General features: G+C 43.8%; 8 protein-coding genes. All 8 read left to right on the top strand.

What is annotated here, in order from left to right; translation table 11 throughout:
• The first annotated feature begins 113 nt into the window (after window positions 1–113).
• The 8 genes from KI367_RS25475 (at window position 114) to proA (ending at window position 19,945) form a co-directional block, all read left to right on the top strand.
• Entirely contained in the window at window positions 114–1,160 is a 1,047-nt protein-coding gene (locus KI367_RS25475) for a DNA methyltransferase (RefSeq protein ID WP_246537299.1), read from the top strand.
• Window positions 1,161–1,175: 15 nt separating this feature from the next.
• Window positions 1,176–4,229, top strand: a complete 3,054-nt coding sequence (locus tag KI367_RS25480) for a type III restriction-modification system endonuclease (protein ID WP_212952895.1) — start codon at window positions 1,176–1,178, stop codon at window positions 4,227–4,229.
• Window positions 4,230–4,358: 129 nt separating this feature from the next.
• Window positions 4,359–6,188, top strand: a complete 1,830-nt coding sequence (locus KI367_RS25485; protein ID WP_212952898.1) for a DEAD/DEAH box helicase — start codon at window positions 4,359–4,361, stop codon at window positions 6,186–6,188.
• Window positions 6,189–6,220: 32 nt separating this feature from the next.
• Window positions 6,221–6,553, top strand: coding sequence for a hypothetical protein (locus KI367_RS25490; protein ID WP_212952899.1), 333 nt, complete (start codon window positions 6,221–6,223; stop codon window positions 6,551–6,553).
• Between the two features lie 568 nt (window positions 6,554–7,121).
• Window positions 7,122–8,198, top strand: coding sequence for a restriction endonuclease-related protein (locus KI367_RS25495; RefSeq protein ID WP_212952902.1), 1,077 nt, complete (start codon window positions 7,122–7,124; stop codon window positions 8,196–8,198).
• Complete coding sequence (locus tag KI367_RS25500; RefSeq protein WP_212952905.1) at window positions 8,195–11,290, top strand: pPIWI_RE_Z domain-containing protein; 3,096 nt, start codon at window positions 8,195–8,197, stop codon at window positions 11,288–11,290. Before KI367_RS25495 ends, KI367_RS25500 begins: the two co-directional genes overlap by 4 nt.
• Window positions 11,277–13,874 (top strand): pPIWI_RE module domain-containing protein, encoded by a 2,598-nt coding sequence (locus tag KI367_RS25505; protein ID WP_212952907.1) that lies wholly within the window; start codon window positions 11,277–11,279, stop codon window positions 13,872–13,874. The genes KI367_RS25500 and KI367_RS25505 overlap by 14 nt, the downstream gene beginning before the upstream one ends.
• A 200-nt stretch (window positions 13,875–14,074) precedes the next feature.
• Window positions 14,075–19,945, top strand: coding sequence for an anti-phage protein ProA (gene proA / locus KI367_RS25510; RefSeq protein ID WP_212952910.1), 5,871 nt, complete (start codon window positions 14,075–14,077; stop codon window positions 19,943–19,945).
• Window positions 19,946–20,342: the final 397 nt, after the last annotated feature.

Genomic DNA, 20,342 nt, shown 5'->3' on the forward strand with positions numbered 1-20,342 from the left:
TTTTCTACAACCGGAAACGCGTACATTCCGCTATCGGGTATCTTACACCTTTTCAATACGAACAAATGTACGGTCAAATTGCGTAATTTTCTCGATTCTGGCTGTCCAATCTATTGACAGAGGTCCACTCAAAGTATGAGACTAGAGGTGGATTTATCACACAACCATTAGCTACTAATAGCAAGGATAATAGACCCAATCTAGTCTACCCGTTGATTCATAATGGTATAGAAATTTGGCCGGAAAAACAGTGGATATGGTCAAAAGAGAGACTTTATAAAGCATATGAAAATGACGAAGTCGTAATTAATAATTCAAACGGAAAATATAGCGTTCGTATGAAGCAATATTTAAAGGACGAGAATGGAAACATGAGAAAGGGGAAGCCGGTCTCTATCCTCAATGGGCCATTTAATCAAGAGGGAACCAAGGAGATTAAAGAACTATTTGATGGCGTAGACCCATTTGGATTTCCTAAGCCCTCGAAATTAATAGAGTATTTCTTTAGTTTTTCAATAAATAATTCGGACGATAAAGAGGGTATTTATTTAGACTTCTTTTCGGGATCGGGAACATCTGCTCACGCCGTTATGAATCTGAACGCTAAGGATGGCGGGAATCGAAAGTTTATTCTAGTCCAATTACCCGAACTTAATAAAACTGAAAGTCAATTCGCAAATATTTGTGAGCTTGGCAAAGAACGCATCCGCCGTGCTGCCAAAAAAATTAAAGAAAATACAGGAGCAGACATCGATTACGGTTTCCGTGTATACCGAGTTGACTCCAGTAACATGAAAGATGTGTATTACACGCCGGACAAGCTTGGCCAGATGAATCTAGATGATATGGCGTCGAACATCAAAGAAGACCGTACTGGTGAGGACTTGCTCATCCAAGTGATGCTGGAGTGCGGACTGGAGCTTTCATTGCCAATGGAGTCCAGAGATATCGAAGGCAAGACCGTCCACTACGTTGCAGGCAATTCCTTGATCGCTTGCTTTGATGACGAGGTGTCCGAGTCGGTTATCAAGAAGATCGCAGAGGATCAACCTCTTCGCGTTGTATTCCGTGACAGCTCCTTCCGGGATGATTCGGCTCGCATCAATGTTGAAGAACTGTTCAAGCTACTCTCTCCAAGCACTGAAATTCAAGTGCTGTAAGGAAGGTGAGCAGCGGTGAAGATTAAATTCAAACATCAGCAGTTCCAATTGGATGCGGTAAAGAGCATTGTTGACGTATTTCAAGGGCAACCAAACGAATCGTCTCGGTTTACGCTTGATAAAGGTCGTCGGCAGAAAAGTGTGGAAATCGGCGATCTCTTTCAGCAAACAAGCGGCAATGATTCGGAATATGGGTTCAAGAACAATCCTATCAAGCTAGTCGATCAGGAAGTTCTGAGCAATATTCAAGCGGTGCAACGCCAGAATGGGCTGAAACTATCGGAGCGACTTGAGGGTAAGTACAATCTGACGGTTGAGATGGAAACCGGTACAGGTAAAACCTATACGTATATTCGGACGATGTTCGAGTTATACAAAAAGTACGGCTGGAGCAAATTCATTATCGTTGTTCCTTCGATCGCGATTCGCGAAGGCGTTCTGAAGACATTTCAGATTACCGAAGACCATTTCATGGCGGAGTATGGATCGAAGGCACGTTATTTCGTTTATAATTCCAAGCAACTGCATCATATCGAGAAGTTCGCAAGTGACGCTGGCATTAACGTGATGATTATTAACGCTCAGGCGTTTAATGCGAGAGGTAAGGATGCAAGAAGAATTACGATGGAGCTGGATGACTTTCAATCTCGACGACCAATTGATGTAATCGCCAGCACAAATCCTATACTCATCATCGATGAGCCACAATCCGTTGAGGGGAAGAAGACGAAAGAGGCTTTGAAGGATTTCAAAGCGTTGTTTACGCTGCGATATTCGGCAACTCATCGGGAAGACTACAACAAAGTCTATCGCCTCGATGCTCTGGATGCCTACAACATGAAACTGGTCAAGAAAATTAGTGTGAAAGGCATCTCGGTCAAAGGATCAAGCGGAACGAACAGCTACGTCTACCTCGAAGGCATTGATGTCAGCGACAAGCATGCTCCCGTTGCTAGACTTGAGTATGAAAAACGAACCAAAACCGGATTGACCAAAGTATCCAAGAAGATCGTCACAGGCGATGACCTCTATCAATTATCCGAGAATTTGGAGCAGTATAAAGGTTACAAGGTATCCGAGATCAACGGTCAGAATAACAGTATCAGCTTTATTAATGGAGTCACGCTGTTCGCCGGAGATGTGCAAGGTGATGTCAGCGAGCTTCATTTCCGGCGAATCCAGATTAGGGAGACGCTGAAATCACACTTCGAGAAGGAGCGGGTGCTGTTTCATAAAGGAATTAAAGTGCTCTCACTCTTCTTCATCGACGAAGTTGCCAAGTATCGACAATATGATAAAGACGGCAACGAACGGAACGGGGATTATGCGGATATCTTTGAAGAAGAGTACATGGAACTCCTGAACGAACAACTGTCATTGTTCGCGGATGACCCATATGTTCAATATTTGAATAACATTCAAGTGAAGGATACGCATAAAGGGTACTTCTCCATCGACAAAAAGAGCAATCGGTTCGTTGACTCCAAAGTGTCTGCCAGAGAAACGGACTCCGATGATGCAGACGCATATGACCTGATTATGCGACAGAAGGAGCAACTTCTCAGCTTTGAGGAACCGACAAGGTTTATTTTCTCCCACTCGGCGTTGAAGGAAGGCTGGGATAACCCGAACGTATTCCAGATCTGCACGCTCAAGCACAGTGATTCTACGATCAAGAAGCGGCAGGAAGTTGGACGAGGTTTACGCCTCTGCGTGAACAAGTATGGCGAACGGATCGATTCGAGTATTCCGGGTATTGATGTTCACGAGATTAATGCATTGACCGTTGTCGTCAGTGAATCTTATGAGCAATTTGCCAAGCAGCTTCAGAGCGAGATTGCCGCGACATTGTCGGATCGCCCACGAAAGGCAGACAATAGCTTCTTCTTGGAAAAAGTACTTGTGAATGCCCGCGGCGAACAATTGAAGATTGATGAGAGACTCGCAACCAAGCTGCAAAATGCGTTTATTCGTAACGGCTATACCGATGATGACTACAATCTGACGGATGCTTATTTTGCTGCTGTAGAAGAACAAACCATCAAACTACCTGACGAGCTGAATGCACATCAAGAGCAGCTTATTGAACTGGTTAAATCGATCTATGTTGAAGGCAAGTCGGATATGACGAACGATGATCGGAAGAATACAGTTCCGAATATCACGGTGAACAGCAACTTCCATAAGAAAGAATTCAAGGAGTTGTGGAGCCGAATCAATAAGAAATCGGTTTACACGGTTCAGTTCGATTCGGAAGAATTGGTGCGGAAAAGCATCATGGCGATTGATATGAACTTGGAAGTGCCTTCTATTCGTTATTCCATCAAGCATGGTGAAATGAATGAGATCGAATCTCGTGAACAATTGAAGCAGGGAGAAGCGTTCGTAATTCGAGAGACGGACGCGGATTATGTTCATCAAGCTGCGGCGTCGAAGATCAAATACGACTTGATCGGCAAACTGATGGATGAAACAAAGCTCACCAGAAAAACGATTGTGGCTATCTTGAAAGGCATCAAACAAGCGAAGTTCATGCTGTTCCAGAAGAATCCCGAGGAGTTTATACTTCGGGCGTCCAGACTGATCAACGAGCAGAAGGCGACGACGATCATTGAATCCATTACGTATGATGTGATCAATGATACGTTCGATACCGATGTGTTCACGAAGAACACGCTGAAGGGTCAGCTTGGACAAAATGCGATAGCGGTTGAGAAGCACATCTACGACTATGTGGTGACGGATTCCAAGATCGAGCGGGCTTTTGCGAAAGAGCTGGATACGAGCAATGAAGTACACATTTACGCTAAGTTGCCGCGGGGCTTCTACATCCCTACTCCAGTTGGTGACTACAATCCAGACTGGGCGATTGTATTCAAAGAAGGCGACGTGAAGCACATATACTTTATTGCCGAGACGAAAGGTTCGTTAGACTCTATGGAGCTGCGTGAAGTCGAGAAGGCGAAGATTGAATGTGCACGAAGGCATTTTGCTAAGCTGAATTCGGATCAGTTGAAGTATGATGTGGTTAACAGCTATGAGAAGTTAATGGAGATTGTTAAAGGATAATATCCAGATGAAAGCCGGGGATCATTCATTCGATCCTCGGCTTTTCAATTGGATTTAACATTTTTGGTTTGCAGGAATATGAGGGATTATGTGGAAATATGTATTACAACAAACTGCCGGGGGGCTTATATGTACTTCGAAAAAACATTTGCTCACATTGAGGGCAATCCTAACCTAAGGGAGCCACAAGTACAAGGTTATTTGAGAGTGAAAGAATATTTTGAATCTCCAGTTGATCATAAACCAGCATTGGTCACTTTACCAACTGGGGTTGGTAAAACGGGCTTAATGGCTATTTTGCCATACGGCATAGCCAAGCACAGGGTGCTAATTGTTACTCCAAATCGGACAATTCGCAATACGGTTACTGATAGCCTTGACCCTAGATACGAACATAACTTCTGGTGGAATCGAAAAGTCATTAATATTCCAACCAACTTACCCGAAGTCATTGAATACGAAGGAGATCCAAGAACGCTGGAACAAGCTAAAATTGTGATTACCAATATTCATCGACTCCAGTCCCACAATGCAAGTTCTTTATTGCAAAAGGTACCGCGGGATTTTTTCGATATGATAATTATCGACGAAGCACATCATTCCCCAGCAGCATCGTGGGTAGAGATGGAAGAGTACTTCAATTCGGCGAAAATCGTTAAGATTACGGGTACTCCTTTCAGATCAGATAAAAAGGAAATCTATGCTGAGGATATTTATTCTTATCCGCTGAGTCGGGCAATGATAAAAGGCTACGTAAAGCAGCTTGTTAAAAAAGAGTACATACCAGATCAGTTGACTTTCAAGGTACAAGGATTTGAAGAAGACGTATCCTTGGAGGAAGTGTTGAAATTAAAAGACAGCGACTGGGTGGAAAGAACGGTAGCGTACTCAACGCAGTGCAGTGAAGCTGTTGTAAAAAGAAGCCTCCAAATCATGACCGAGAAAAGAGAAGCAACAGGAGTACCTCATAAAATCATTGCTGTTGCTTGTTCCATTGAACATGCAAGGGAGATTAAACAGCTATACGAAGCCGCAGGATGTCCTGCATCAATTATACACAGTGACATGGAACCCTCTGAACAAGATCGGGAAAGAGTGGACTTTCACAATGATCGAACGCATGTAATTGTGAACGTCGGTATGCTTGGTGAAGGTTACGACCATCCATACATTTCTATTGCCGCGATATTCCGGCCATTTAAGAGCTTGTCGGCATACGCACAATTTGCAGGAAGAGCATTACGTTCAATTCCTGACGCAAAAGACACGGCAATAGATAATGTTGCACATCTCGTATATCACAACGCACTTGGACTGGAGGAGCTGTGGGAGTACTACAGTAAAGAACAACAAAAGGCTGAGATCATCGACCGGTTAGAGAAGTTATTCGAGGAGAATGAAGGTGGAGGCTCTTCTGACGGTAATGGTGGATCAGAGCTTGATGTTGGGGAAGCTAGACAATCAGAAACTTTTAGAGAAGAACTGAAGACATTTGTTGGTGATGAAACCATATTAGAAGCGTACGAAGAGGCCATTCGTCAGAGCAGAACCAAGACCGAAGAAGCATTAGAAGCACTAAGGTCAAAGGGTATTCCGGTTACTGACGAGATGATTAAACTTATCGAAGGGTCTACGTTTGAAGATATTGCGAAATCGAAAAGACCCGACCTTGAATTGAAAGAGCGTCGGCAAGAATTAAAGACATACATTGAAAATGGAATTGCGGAAATATTAACTGCAAAGGGTCTGAACCCCAAAGGGAAAGCAGAAGATATTGCTACAAAGTTGGGTTATTATCGTGATACACAACTAGCCTTAGATGGACTATGCGTCAAAATAATTAACGAACAATTGCTGAAGGCGATTGGGTATCCAAGAAAGCAATGGTCTATTGCCGACTTCAAGCAAGCAAGGCCACTGGCTGAAAAACATGTGGCATATTTAGCGGAAAGACTTTAGAATGAGTTTATTAACCGAAAGGAGGGTAACAATTGCTTAGTGTGCAGGAATTAAAAGTGAAGTTAGCACATGTTCTTGCCAATAAGGGGATTCCTCCTTTTGTGTTGGCAAATAATATTAGCGAAGCAAATTACGATGAGATTTCCCTTTACAAGCGAGATCAAATGATCATCGTTGACATGTACTGCAAAGATGATGAAACAGGCGAACCGCTGCAATTCAAGTATATGTATAACAAGGATGAGGTACTGCTAAAATCCGAAATGATAATAGCAGGACGCTCAAGTGTAATGTGGGATAGAGAAGCAGAGATAGCAATTTTGACCAAGCAAATTCAGCAAGCTGAAGCGGTGGTTAAGTTATAAACGGAGGGGCCTAGGAGATGATCCGGGCCCCTTTGATTTTGAGGTGTGTAACGAAGTTTAGTTTACCCTATCAATAGATACGGTGAACCGTATCATTAATAGTGGTGAGTATTTGCGGGGGATCAGGCATACTGGGTAAGGTTTTTTCTTAGGTGCATTTCAGCACCTTCCTTCTGCTTTTGCTTGATGGTCATACCCTTATCACAACCTCACACTAAAAAGAGGAAGGGCTAAGAGGTAATTCTCACGAATCCAGTTAGCACTTTTCAAAAACAGAGTGCTGACAAGATATAGAGAGATTTCATAATATACATTAGTAGCGAAATTCGGACAAAATTGGACCCCAAAAGGCTAAAATCGCCAGATAACGATGTTAGCCTCTTTGACTTTGGGTATGGCAATGCATGCAATGAAAAATAGGACAGAAGTATTCCTATGGATGGACTTTATGGGTAAACACTGCATTACACATAATTAACGACTATTCGAACATACATTCGCTGACAACCTCCGAACCCCCCAATAGTGTATCCTATATTTATCTACTGTAATAAGGAATGGTGATCATATGGCCCAATTGGAAACGGTCAAGAGACCGGATATGCTCTTTCATTTAATTACAGGCATCCAGAAATGGCAGGAAAACTTCGGTGTAATTCCAGATGAACTGTATACAGGTATGCTCATGTTTGCCCATTTGTCTGCCGAGGGTAATTCCGATCCTCCGGTAGATATTTATCAGTTGATACGAATTCTTCATAAGCCCTCACATGAATGGGGGATCCAAGGCCTCCAGAACGACTACCCAGAACATTCCCCTCTTCTTGAAGAAACCATCGGTTTAGTTGCCGACACGGATGAGTTTATGAATCGCTATATTTCTCCGCAGGATGCGGAGCAGCAGAACATGTATGATATCTTGAAATATTGCAAAGAGGATGGTAGACAGCTGCAGGATGAATATACCGCTATCCGTACATTTTTGTCCGAACCTCAACATGCAGTCATTACAGCCCGTGAACTCAATGAATTCGCAGAAAATTTTCAGGATTCTGAACTCATTCATTTGATCAGACGTTGTTATCAGGAGATTACGCACGAACTGACCAATTTCCGAAAATGCCCGCATTGCGGCTGGACGATGGAATACAAACATGATCGTTGGCGATGTAACAAGGAGGATATTTGCCACGTGCTTGCTGATATGGAGATTTTAGTACCGCTTGAGTTCGGAAAACAACGGGTTTTCCGTCTAAATCCGGGTATTCAGCGTTTTGTCCTTTTGCCTGGGATCTCTGAACTTCGACTAGCTAAGCGTTTGAGGAAAAAAGGATACGAGGTTGATCTGTACCCGAACATTGATACATTCGATCTTTCTGTCAGACTAAAAGGCCGGGAATTTTTCCTGGATGTGAAAGATTTTAAAGATCCGCGGACACTAGCAAACTTTTTTAATGGGCAATCCGCGTCTTATCTTGAAAAATATCAGGATCAGTGTCTCATTGTCGTTCCCCGATATCGAAGTTTGTTGTTCCACGAGTATAAAAAAAGAGCAGAAATGTATTTGAATGAGACTGCAAGGTACTACATTCGAATTGTGATGGAAAACGAAGTAGAACAAGTGTTGGAGGATGTGTTTTGGTGAGGAAGACGTATTGGGAATTATCTGAGGAAATTGTCAGAGAGTTTGATTCGTTAAATCTCGGTAAACATGATATCTCAACATTAATTAATATAGAACTATTCATCACGGGTTGCCAAATAATTGAACCGAAATTAAAAATCGAGCAAGCATGGTCGCTTTTGGTAGGTTACAACGCCCCCGTCCTACCTGATCTAACACAGATTGAGATCGTTACCCGTATGCGTATTCTTTTTCCTGAACTTCGTCATAAGAAGATGCTATCTAGAAGGTTAGACAGATACTCTGAATTACACCGTGACTACCGGTTATATGACATCACGGAAGAAGGAACGGCTATACAAATATCTCCAAAATTCAGAACGGATCGTTTGACCGTCTATAATCGGGTTCTAAAACAATATATCCCTAGAAAGCCAAGCACAAAAACGTTTGCCAGTGCTGGCCAATTTAGTTACATGCGTAGAATTCGTGGCGGTGATCCCATTACTTTTCATGGCAATATTCCCGATAGTTTATTGAATGACCCTCCAAGTCCGTTTCCAGCATATCGCTCTAAAACAATACGTTCACTGCCGTTACCTTACAATGGGTCTGGAATAGCTGAGGAAATGGATGGATGTCAGAACGAGAGTACGATGTGGCAGGATCGAGCCAAAACGGTCATCCTGGAATCCGTAAAAGGTAAGGAACAGGAGCTGATCTATAAAGGGAACATTCATATTGGTGGCGGATTAGGTGCAGGGAAATCGACCTTTATGATTTTGGAAACTTTCCGATTGATAAAGAAGACGGGTGCCAAGATTGGTTTTATCGAAGGCAGTGTGGCTCAGGTACTTGAACGGGTAAAAGAGCTCCGACGTCTTGGCGTACATGCGGTCCCTGTCATAGGTAGAACGGGAAGAAGCAAGCATCAGCAAAATTATCTCGTCGCCAATATGAGTCAAATCCAGAACATTAGTGATTGGCAAAACGAGCAGTACGAATCACTTAAGCATGTATCCGATGTGTGCTTGATCCAAGCATTAGCCAAGGATTACGAACGTAATAAACCGTATCCATGTTTGCAGTTACAGCAGGAAAACCGTAAAGTTGTCTGTCCACTAGCCCATAAATGTGGGGTCTATCGTGATTTGGTGGATTTGCAAAATGCCGAAGTATGGGTGACTACGGCCTCCAGTGTATTGAAAACACGTATTCCTGAAATCATTGATCCACATTCCAGAACAATTTTTGAAGCCATGTATGACTTGCTGGATGTCATATTTGTAGATGAGGCGGATCAGGTGCAGAAGCAATTCGATGAAGCCTTTTTAACGGAGTACAATGTATTCGGTTCGACTGAGGATATTTTTGAAAAGCTCAGATTTGAATCAAGCCAACTCACCAATGGCGAATATGGTCAATATGCCGGAGATTCAGCCATCATTGAGTGGAACGACCGCTTACGAATGTTAGAACATATGGTCTGGCGGATTTATGCGAAGTTGAATGATTCGGCTACTTTAAGAAATGACCTGCGAAGTAATCTCATTCGGGTAGCGGGTCTAGCCGGAACGCTAAGCGAGAAATTATCCACAGATCCGAAGGAGCAGACACGGATCTTTAAATGGTTGATGGAGTATGCCTCTGAACCTTATAAGGACAAGCGATTGTCGGGAATTGCAAATGATCTTATAGACACAGATAGCCCAGAACGAAAACAGGAATGGATTGAGGAGCTTATCGCCAAGGTAAAGGGAGAAGTAAAACCACGGGTGAAAAGGCAGCTTTTATACGCTCAGTTGGAGTTCTTCATTTACCTGTGCCGTGCGGAAGAGAATATCAAATATATATTGACGGCATTTCCGATGATTCAGGTCAAATTAGGTCTGTCGATTGATTTTTCTCCACTTTTTACAATGCAGAAAGATTACGAAGCGTTTATGAAAGAAGCTATGACGGGAATCACGCTTGGTTACAAGTATGATCTGCCTGATGCTGAGAAGTCAGGAAAATTCAAATTGATCGAGTATACGGCGATTGGAAGATTGCTTTTGAAAGATTGGCACCAATTATATCAAGTTAGTGACGGGAAAGAAGGACCTGCAGTTGTCTTTCTATCCGGGACGAGCCATGCGCCTAATTCGGCGCATTATGATTTGGAAACTTCTTCAGACTGGTTGCTGAGAGCAGGGCGGCAAAGTTCCAAAATTCAGCTTTATTATAAACCAGTCCTTGATATGACCCGTGGAGAATTTTATGCAGTTTCCGGCGTACGTGATCCAGAACATAAGAGTAACAATCTATCGGGTATGGTCAGACAATTAAAATCGGATGTGAATTATGAACTGGGTTATTGGCAACGGTTAGGAAAGCGGCGTCGGGTCTTGCTGGTCGTCAATTCTTATGATGATGTTGAAACTGTACGACAAGTATTCTCAGATGATTCCGCTTGGGCAGGTCGATACAAAGCACTTGGCAGAGATTCACAACTTAAGGAGGATGAACTTTCGAGAAGCCTGATTGAAACTTTCCATCTACAATCGGCAGAAGTATTGATAGTCCCCTTGTTGTCTGTAGGGAGGGGATATAACATCCTTGATGAGGAAGGTGGAGCCTTGTTTGGCAGTGTCTACTTTTTGGTACGGCCTTATCCGGTGCCGAATGATTTGAATTACTTGGTCCAGATATTGCATGCACATCTGCCTAAATACATGAAGAGGATTCAAAAGCAACGCCTTCATTACGATAGCGCCATCAATAAACTACGCCAGATGAGTAGTGGCAAGCTGGAGAGCATGTACCAAAAGCCCGATTATTGGTCTTTGCTTACTAACGATGAGCGGGAGATGATGGGCTGGTACACCTTTGTTCCGGTCTGGCAGATGATTGGCCGTTTGCTTCGAGGTGGAAGGGATGCCAGGGTCTTTTTCTGTGATGCCAAGTTTAACGCCAAGCAGGTAGATGAGCCGGATGGGCTTTCTATGCTGGAAGTATGGCAGAACATAATGGATAAGAACAGAAACGATGTACTATTCCAATGTTTATATGGGCCGTTTATGGAAGCTATTCAACAGATGGAAATGGAGGATGAGGATATTGAAGAAGACTAGAATGATGCAGCTATTTGAATTGGAAGTCAAGGAGGAAGTCTTTTACGATGAGGTTGTTCATTTGATGTACATGCCGGAAAGCTGGCGAAACTATTTGAAGGATTCGAATGAGTATAAGCTTGCATTTAAAGTGAAGCCACTAGGCCTAAAACTGCAAAGCATTTTTCCTGAGATTATTAATGTGGCAGTAGATTATAAATTTGTGGAAACGGATTTGCCGTGGATTGTAGCAACAGAGAAAATATCGGAGTCTCTAATCAAAAAATTAACTCTGGGCTGGTTGGCTTCTACCAAGAGATGTACGGTTTCCGAGTTGCCTGAAGATCTGAAGAAGGCCCAATTATCCTGGAGTACTACCCGTTTTGGGGAGATAACTACAGATTCAACTCAAAAGTATATTGATAAATATCAATGGTTGCCAGCGTTTGCGGCCATTAAATTTTGTGCTGAACCTCGAAAAGTTGATCTAGGTCAGGGAATAATTAAGGAATTTCAGTTTTATCATACTATTTTTAATGGCAAACATGAGTGTGTCACAGAGCCCTACATGAAGTCAAATAAACACGATCCATTTTCTTATGTTCTTAGGGTGAGTCTGCAAAATCGAGGCGGAGATGCGAACAGAATGTTGCTATCCGTTTCTATGGGAAGACGACGATATGTAAAGGATTCGAAAATAAAGATGGATAAGAAAACTAAGGGTCTTGCATGTTATTTAAAAGACAATCATACCTGTTCAGTACTTGTTTCTGTTCGAAACCCCGAGCTTGATCAACATACAAAATCTTTTTCGCAGCTTCAATTTGAACGATTCGTTGACAAAGACAAAGGGACCTTTACACGTTGGAAGACTGCGTTGGACAATCTATATTGGGATATATTGTATGGTGAACGTTTTGAGGCTGATATGTTGCTGACTGAACCTGCTGAGTATCTGGATGGTAATGGGGAAATTACAGCATGGGTTGTTAATCATAACTCCTTTGAAAACAAAGGTAATTGGGTTAAAGCAGGATTAGGATTATCGGAAAAAAGGGGATTGTTCAATGCTTTCAAAGAACGCCTTGCTGAATACAATATCAAACCGCTGCAACCTATTGAAGGAATGCCCAGAAATAAAATGAACAGCCAGCGCCTTCCGATCGTTTGCCATAAGGCTCAAGATATTATTATTGAAGTGTATAGCAGTGAAGAGATGTTTGCAGCGATGAAACAGGCCTATACAACCCCTCTAAAATTTATAGATATAGTCCCAAAAGAGGAAAAAGGGGTTGTTATCTTTAAACGCCAAATTTCGGATCATGTCTACGAGCTTCACAGCGACAAAGAGGTCACCGTAGAATTTATTCATCGGGATCCGGAAGGTATTGTAAGCGAGTTGGAAATAGGAACCTATACGGCAGACGTTGCCTACGCCAAATTGGTAGATCAAATAAAAAAGAAATTGGGCACATATTCGAATCAACAATATAAAAAGACACTTGCATTAATTGAGATCAATGGAAAAGACTCGTGGCGCGATGGGGCGGATCCTAAAGCAGCAATAAGAGATGCTATGAAGCAGTGCGGTCGTTTATCGCAATTTATTGAACCACTAACGAACAAAAGAGATGATTTTGATGAGATTGTCGCAGAAGGCAATAAAGACACCGGGAGCAATGCGGATACAGGACGTATGGTGAATGCGCTTTTGGACTTACTGAACGACTCTGGTTTTCTAAGTCATAATGTGACCAAACTTGAAGAAAACAAATCAATCCTTTCTTTCAAAGTACTCAAGGCTGATAGGGATTACTTGCCTGTTGTATCTAAAATGGATGGAACAGAGGTTGTAATCAAAATGCTTGGTGTGGATACCTGGATACCGATAGGAGATGCTCCTTTCCATTTGGATCGTGCAAAGATGCTTAAAAAGCCGCAGAAAAACAAGAATAATAGCAGTGCTGTTTTTAAAACGTTTGTCACGCAAGTGATTGAAAATGAGTTGGATCAGGGCGATAGACCGATTGTAGTCATGATGAATGCAACATTAAGAAATGGATGGTTGGATGTTCTATTAAACCCTCGCATACAATATGACGTTGTTCCTTATTTAAATGAGCGTTTGGCGAATGAATCCCGAATCAAGTTTATTCGGATTAATACGACGAATCTGGATGTGCCTCAATACCGAATCTTTGATCCGGAAAATGAAGAAATACCTAAAAAGGAAAGTGGAATTTTTAAAGATCCGCTGGGGATCTATTATGGAGTAGGCGGAAGACCAAGTGCCTGGCAAGGTTCACTTGTAACAGATATAAAATACACTAAACCGTCCAAACTTTTACTGCAACAGCGAGCAGTTGAATGTATTCCATTAGGTCCCCTGGACGAAAATGAACGCGATGATCTGGCTTATTTAGTCGATCAATTGCGAAGAGTAGGTTTGACCTTCGATACACATACCGTCGATCCGTATCCGATTAAGGTACTGAACATTTTGTCTAAGTATCTTACAGGCAATGAAGAGTTTTTTGACGATGGATTTGATGATGAGGTTGAAGTCGAAGAAGAGGTTGATGAAATTCCTGTTGTTGTGAATTAAACAAATTAATCAATGCCCCTCAAAATGAGGGGGCATTTTTTATGTTCCAAAATATTTTTTTTCGAATCATCTTTTATTTTCTCGTGTTTTCATTGTCGAATTTAGCAGATATACCCATTATTTAGTGTTATTATAGAACTAATTGGCAATCGCTGTAGGTCTACAGGACTGAGAAACAAGAATTATAGGAGGATATGCAAGTGGAGAGCAGAATTTCATGCGAATGGTTGTACAGCGAAACCGTGAACTACGCTATGCAGCAGAACCATGTTCCTATTATTAAGAGCATCATCTTAACGAATACAACGGGTGAAGATATCAAGGGAATCACGGTGAAGCTAGAATCTGAGCCGCAATTTGCATATGAATGGAAGAAGGATTTTGACATGCTTCCAGCAGGGCAATCCTTGGACATGGGTACGATTGATTTACATATGTCGACCTCATTTTTGGGGGATTTGTCGGAACGCATATCAGGTACATTGACATTGACGGTATGGCAGAATGACACCGAATTGTTCAAGCAACGCGGCTCGATTTCCGTCCTTGCCTTTGATGAATGGAGTGGGCTTGCCGTATTGCCTGAGATGACAGCTGCTTTTGTCACGCCGAATCATTATCAAGTGACCGAGATCGTACGGGAAGCGGGCACAATTTTGGAGCAATGGTCGGGAAGCCCTTCGTTTACTGCTTATCAGAGTAAGGATCCCAACCGGGTACGTATGCAGGCCGCTGCGATCTACTCCGCTTTGCAGAATCGCGAGATTTCCTACTGTGTAGTTCCTCCAAGTTTTGAGTTCATCGGTCAGCGTGTTCGTCTTCCTGAGGCCATCTTTACGCATGGCCTGGGGAATTGTCTGGATCTTTCCATGTTGTATGCCGCTTGTATGGAGGCGGTGGGTCTACATCCTCTGATCATTTTCACGAAAGGGCATGCGTTTGCCGGAGTCTGGCTTGTAGAGGAGACGTTCTCGGAAACGGTTCAAGATGATATATCGTTATTAACAAAAAGGCTCGCAGCGGGAATAAATGAAATCTGCGTTGTGGAGTCTACGGCTATGGTGAAGGGGGATCGTATTCCATTTGATCAAGCGGCTATTCTAGCCGAGGAGCATCTGAGAGATCCCGATTCATTCGATGGCTTGGTCGATATTCGAAGAGCACGCGCAGCAGCCATACGACCGTTACCACTGCGTACGAAGGCGACAAATGGATGGGTCATTGAGGAGACTCGTGAGACAAAGATCAATGAAAGTGCTGCTCCGGAACTTCTGGAAGTGCTGGAAAAACCATTGGAAGTTGATTCGTTGCAACCTACAACGCGGCAAAAGCAATGGGAGCGTAAGCTGCTAGATTTGACGCTTCGTAATTCACTGCTCAATTTTCGCTTAACCAAATCGAGCATTCCGGTCATTTCTACTCAGTTGGGAGATTTAGAAGATGCGCTGGCTGACGGCGATGAATTTCAACTGTTGGCAAGGCCCAGTGACTGGGAGGATAACGGGCGAAACGCCAGCTTGTATCAAAGTGTGAATGCCAATCACCCACTCGTTAAATTGTTGCAGGAAGAATTCGTCCGTAGGCGACTGAGAGCCGATTTGAATGCTCAGGACCTAGAGAAAAGAATTGTACATATTTATCGGTCTGCCCGAACTTCATTGGAAGAGAATGGGGCTAACACTCTTTTTCTTGCTTTGGGTCTCTTGAAATGGTATGAATCACCGGTTAGCGAACTTCCTCGATATGCGCCGATTGTGCTGATTCCTGTAGATATTTTGCGAAAATCTTCACGACAAGGATATGTCATTCGGGCGAGGGATGAAGAACCGCAGATTAATATTACGCTGCTGGAGATGCTAAGGCAGGATTTCGGTATTGGCATTGATGGCCTGGATCCGCTTCCGAGGGATGAGAAAGGCATTGCCTTGAAACAGATCTTTAACGTTATTAGACATGCATTAATTCAAGTATCCCGTTGGGACATCGAGGAAACGGCTAATCTCGGATTGTTTTCTTTCGGGCAATTTGTAATGTGGAATGACATTCGCACGAGAGCTGATCAATTGGCGGAGAATCAAGTGGTAGCAAGCCTTATTCAGGGGCAATTACAGCTACAGGAACCTGTGGAAATCAAGCCAGAGCCGCTCGATGAAGAGCATCCGGCTCATTCTTTGATTCCGGTCAGTGCGGATTCTTCACAATTGTCGGCCATTCGCGCGGCGCTTAAGGGGCAAAGCTTTGTGCTGCATGGCCCTCCAGGAACCGGGAAGTCCCAGACCATTACGAATATGATTGCTAGTGCTCTGGCCAATGGGAAAAAAGTGCTGTTCGTAGCGGAGAAGATGGCAGCACTGTCCGTTGTTCAGCGAAGATTGGAACAAATCGGTTTGGGCCCTTTTTGCCTGGAACTTCACTCCAACAAAAGCACAAAGCGAGCAGTCCTTGAGCAATTAAGTAATACGATTGATGTGCAACGGATACAGTCTGGAGAGTCGTGGAAAAGACAAGCAGATCGCTTATTCCAGTTGAGAGAGACGTTAAACGGTTATGTAAAAGCCCTTCATCGAAAACATGCTTCTGGCTTATCTTTATTTGAAGCGATATCGGAGTATGAGAGGGCGGGTGAGGCGCCGGATGTCGTTACATTCAATGACGATGCGATTGAAGAACTGGTCCCGGATATCTTGGTTGCATGGAATGACACTGTTGCTCAAATAATCGTAGCTGGGGCTACCCTTGGCAATCCGGGCACGCATCCTTGGGCGGACTCTAAGGTTACATCCTATACACAGGAGCTGAAGGCAAACGCAGAAGTATTAATAAAGAGCTACATTTTAGAGCTTGAGGGACGTCAGAAAGCGATGAATGAAACGCTGAAGCATTTCAAGCTTGGAGCTCTTCCGATGACTCAAGACAAAATCTCCATACTTGCACAGTTGTGTGAGCTGGCTAGCCGTGTGCCGGATATTAAACCTGCCCTCATGCAAGAGATCAATCTCGAAGAATCGGTCGAAAGGCTAAAGGCCGCAGCACTTCAGGGCAAACGCCGAGACCAGATTAGAGATCAAGTTGCCAAACTGTTCACTTCAGAGGCTCAGCGTCTAGATGCCCAAATGATGTTATCTACTTGGGATAGCTTGGAGCTAAAATGGTTCCTTCCGAAATGGGCTGGGCAAAATCGCATTTTAAATATGCTGAAGAAAATGACGGTTTCCGGTCAAGGGATAGCCAAGCAGGATGTCAGATCTCACTTGCTGGATATCATTTCCCTGCAGGAAGAGGAACAGAAGTTAAGTCGAGCAAGGGACGCATCCGCTCCATTCCTTGGTTCCTCGCTGATCTGGGATGACGAAGGCAAGTGGGACGACATCATGGAGGCTTGTGAGTGGCTGAATCGATTGCATGCAGCGTTAACAGCTTGGTTTGAAAATACTACCGATGCCCATCACGCAAGAACACAGATTGCGGAATTTATGGTTGATCTTCGTGGGAATGCTGCGCTGAATCAATCGATACAGTCTGTACTCCGTAGTCATGAACAAGTGAAGAAGCAGGAAAAGGAGCTCCGCGATCTATTGCAGATTGACTTTGAGCGCATGGCACATCAGTCTCAGGATTTGGACTGGCACGATTATCTCCTGGAAAAAGCAAATGGATGGATATCTCATCTAGATGTATTGAGAGATTGGTGTACGTGGCGAAGAGTGCGATCGCAGGCGGAGAAGCAAGGACTTCTCCCACTTATCATTCCATACGAAGAAGGGCGTCTATCTAATGACCAGTTGAAGGACGCGTTTGAACGTGGACTCTATAAAAAAATAGCGAATTACATCATTGCGCGTGATGAGCAATTCTTGTCATTCTCCGGCAATGTATTTGAAGAGACCCTTCTTCGCTTCAAAGAAGCCGACGAGGAATATACGAGACTAACCCAACAAGAAATTGTGGCCAGGCTTTCTTCGAGAGTCCCTCAAATGACGCAGGAAGCATCGCAAAGCTCGGAAGCTGGCATTCTTCAGCGGGCGATTCGCAGCGGCGGGAGAAATATGTCAATTCGCAAACTGTTTGAACAGATTCCGAATTTGCTACCACGATTAGTGCCCTGCATGTTGATGAGTCCGATTTCTGTAGCACAGTACCTCGATCCTGAACGGTCCCCATTCGATATGGTAATATTTGACGAAGCCTCTCAGGTGCCAACGGCACAAGCGGTTGGGGCATTGGCACGGGGACAACAGTCTGTCATCGTAGGTGATCCGAAACAGCTGCCACCAACGAGCTTCTTTTCGAAGAGCCGTCAGGAAACGGAGGAAGAGGAACCGGCGTTGCAAGACATGGAGAGCATATTGGATGATTGCTTGGCGCTTGGAATGCCGGAGCGACATCTGACCTGGCATTATCGCAGTCGGCATGAAAGCCTGATCGCTTTCAGTAACGCTCATTACTACGAGAATAAGTTAATGACCTTCCCATCTCCGGATGAACCCGTTTCAAGTGTGAAATGGTGTCCTGTTGAAGGATATTATGATCGGGGACGTACGAAACAGAATCGAGCCGAAGGTGAGGCTGTCGTTGCTGAGATTATCCGCCGCATTAAGGATCCGGTCTTGCGCCAACAGAGCTTGGGTGTCGTCACGTTTAGCTCCATTCAACAAACCTTGATTGAGGATATGCTTGAAGAAGTACTGAAGCAAGAACCGGAAGTGGAAATGCTGATGATGCAAATGCCGGAACCTCTATTCATCAAAAACCTTGAGAATGTTCAAGGGGATGAACGGGACGTTATTTTGTTCTCAGTAGGATATGGGCCTGATGCAAACGGTAAGGTAAGCCTGAATTTTGGCCCGTTAAACCGGCAGGGAGGTTGGAGACGGTTAAATGTCGCCGTATCAAGAGCTAGGTATGAAATGCTGGTCTTCTCAACACTGCACGCCCATCACCTGAATGCGAGCAGGATCAGCAGCGAAGGTGTACTAGGCTTAAAATCGTTCCTTGAGTATGCGGAAAAAGGAAAACGGATCCTGCCTGCAAGCGAGGCGTCATCTCAAGCGCTTCAGGTTTCGCATGTTCACCGAAGTTTGGCTACTGAATTGAAAAAGCGCGGATACCAAGCAGATCTTTATGTCGGGGCATCGGGATATCGCATTGATTTAGCGGTATTGGACCCTGAGTCCGATCATTATGTATTAGGGATTCTCCTTGACGGACCGATGTATCAAAATGCAGAATCTGCACGGGATCGAAATATTTTGCGGGAAGAAGTGCTTAAGCAGCTTGGTTGGAATTTGTTGAGGGTGTGGAGTCCGGATTGGTGGGACAATAGAGAAGGCGTAATGAGCCGTATTGTGGAAGCTGTTAAGCGAGGAAGAGAGGTCAAGAAGTTACGGGTTCAGTCCCAAGCTGAAATAGCAGTGAGTCATGAACAAGTGAAATTTGATCGTTCACAGAATCCTCCGGTAAGCAAGGATCATCCTGTTCAACCTGCACAGCCTCAGAAACCGAAAGAGATGCAGCCTTACCATGTCTGCGTTCTGGATGCTGTTTCTTTAGGGTCGGATTGGTTTCATTCCCCAGAATCGACAGAGCTCCTTTTGGGTCAAATCCGAAAGGTCATTCAAGAAGAGGGACCTATCAGCCGGAGTTTACTTACAAAACGTATTTTACAGGCATGGGGCATTACAAGACTGGGAGCACGATTGGATCAGAGGTTTACAGAGTTGTTGATGAAGATACAACCTGCATATACGGAAGTGAACGGAATGACCTTCTTCTGGCCAGAGGGAATAAAACCATCCGAGTATGGCATTTACAGGGTAGCCACAGATGACGCTCAGCGGCGAATGGCCGAGGATTTACCGCCGGAAGAAGTAGCGGTTGCCGTGAAATCCATTCTTTCTTCTCAAATTAGTCTTCCTTATGATGAGTTAACGAAACAAGTGGTTAAGGTGCTCGGATATGCTAGATCCGGCAGTGCTCTGGAGAAGTCGATTAAATCGGGGATTCAAAGAGCTGTTGAATTGAGATATGCTCATCTAGGTGACAATCAGCGCATTATTCTTCAAGAATCATAATTTATAGTTGGGTAACTACTGATTGAATGAATAGATGTCAAGTGCCACGCTAATTCAGAAATCGTGAGATAAGAGGGCAATTTCTCTCCGTTCGTTAACTTCTTACTCTCGACTTATCCAAAGATATTAAGGAGAGGAAGCGTCTGCAGACGGGTGCTGGGGATTGGGGTTGATGAAATAATTTTATTATCTAATAGTTGATCCTTACACATGAAGCTGATTGGAAGTTCCAATCAGCCTTTTTGTTGTTATGTAGGATGTTTACTTATTATTGAGCGTTTTGCAGTAATCTGAGGCCTTGAGCCGTAAGGATTTTCGGACATAAAAAAGGGACTTCACCCCAACTTGGAGAAGTTTTCAAGTGACCAAACCCAAAAACCTCAAGGATGGAGGAAGT

The sequence above is a fragment of the Paenibacillus cookii genome (assembly GCF_018333375.1).
Classification (GTDB): Bacteria; Bacillota; Bacilli; order Paenibacillales; family Paenibacillaceae; genus Paenibacillus_AQ; species Paenibacillus_AQ cookii.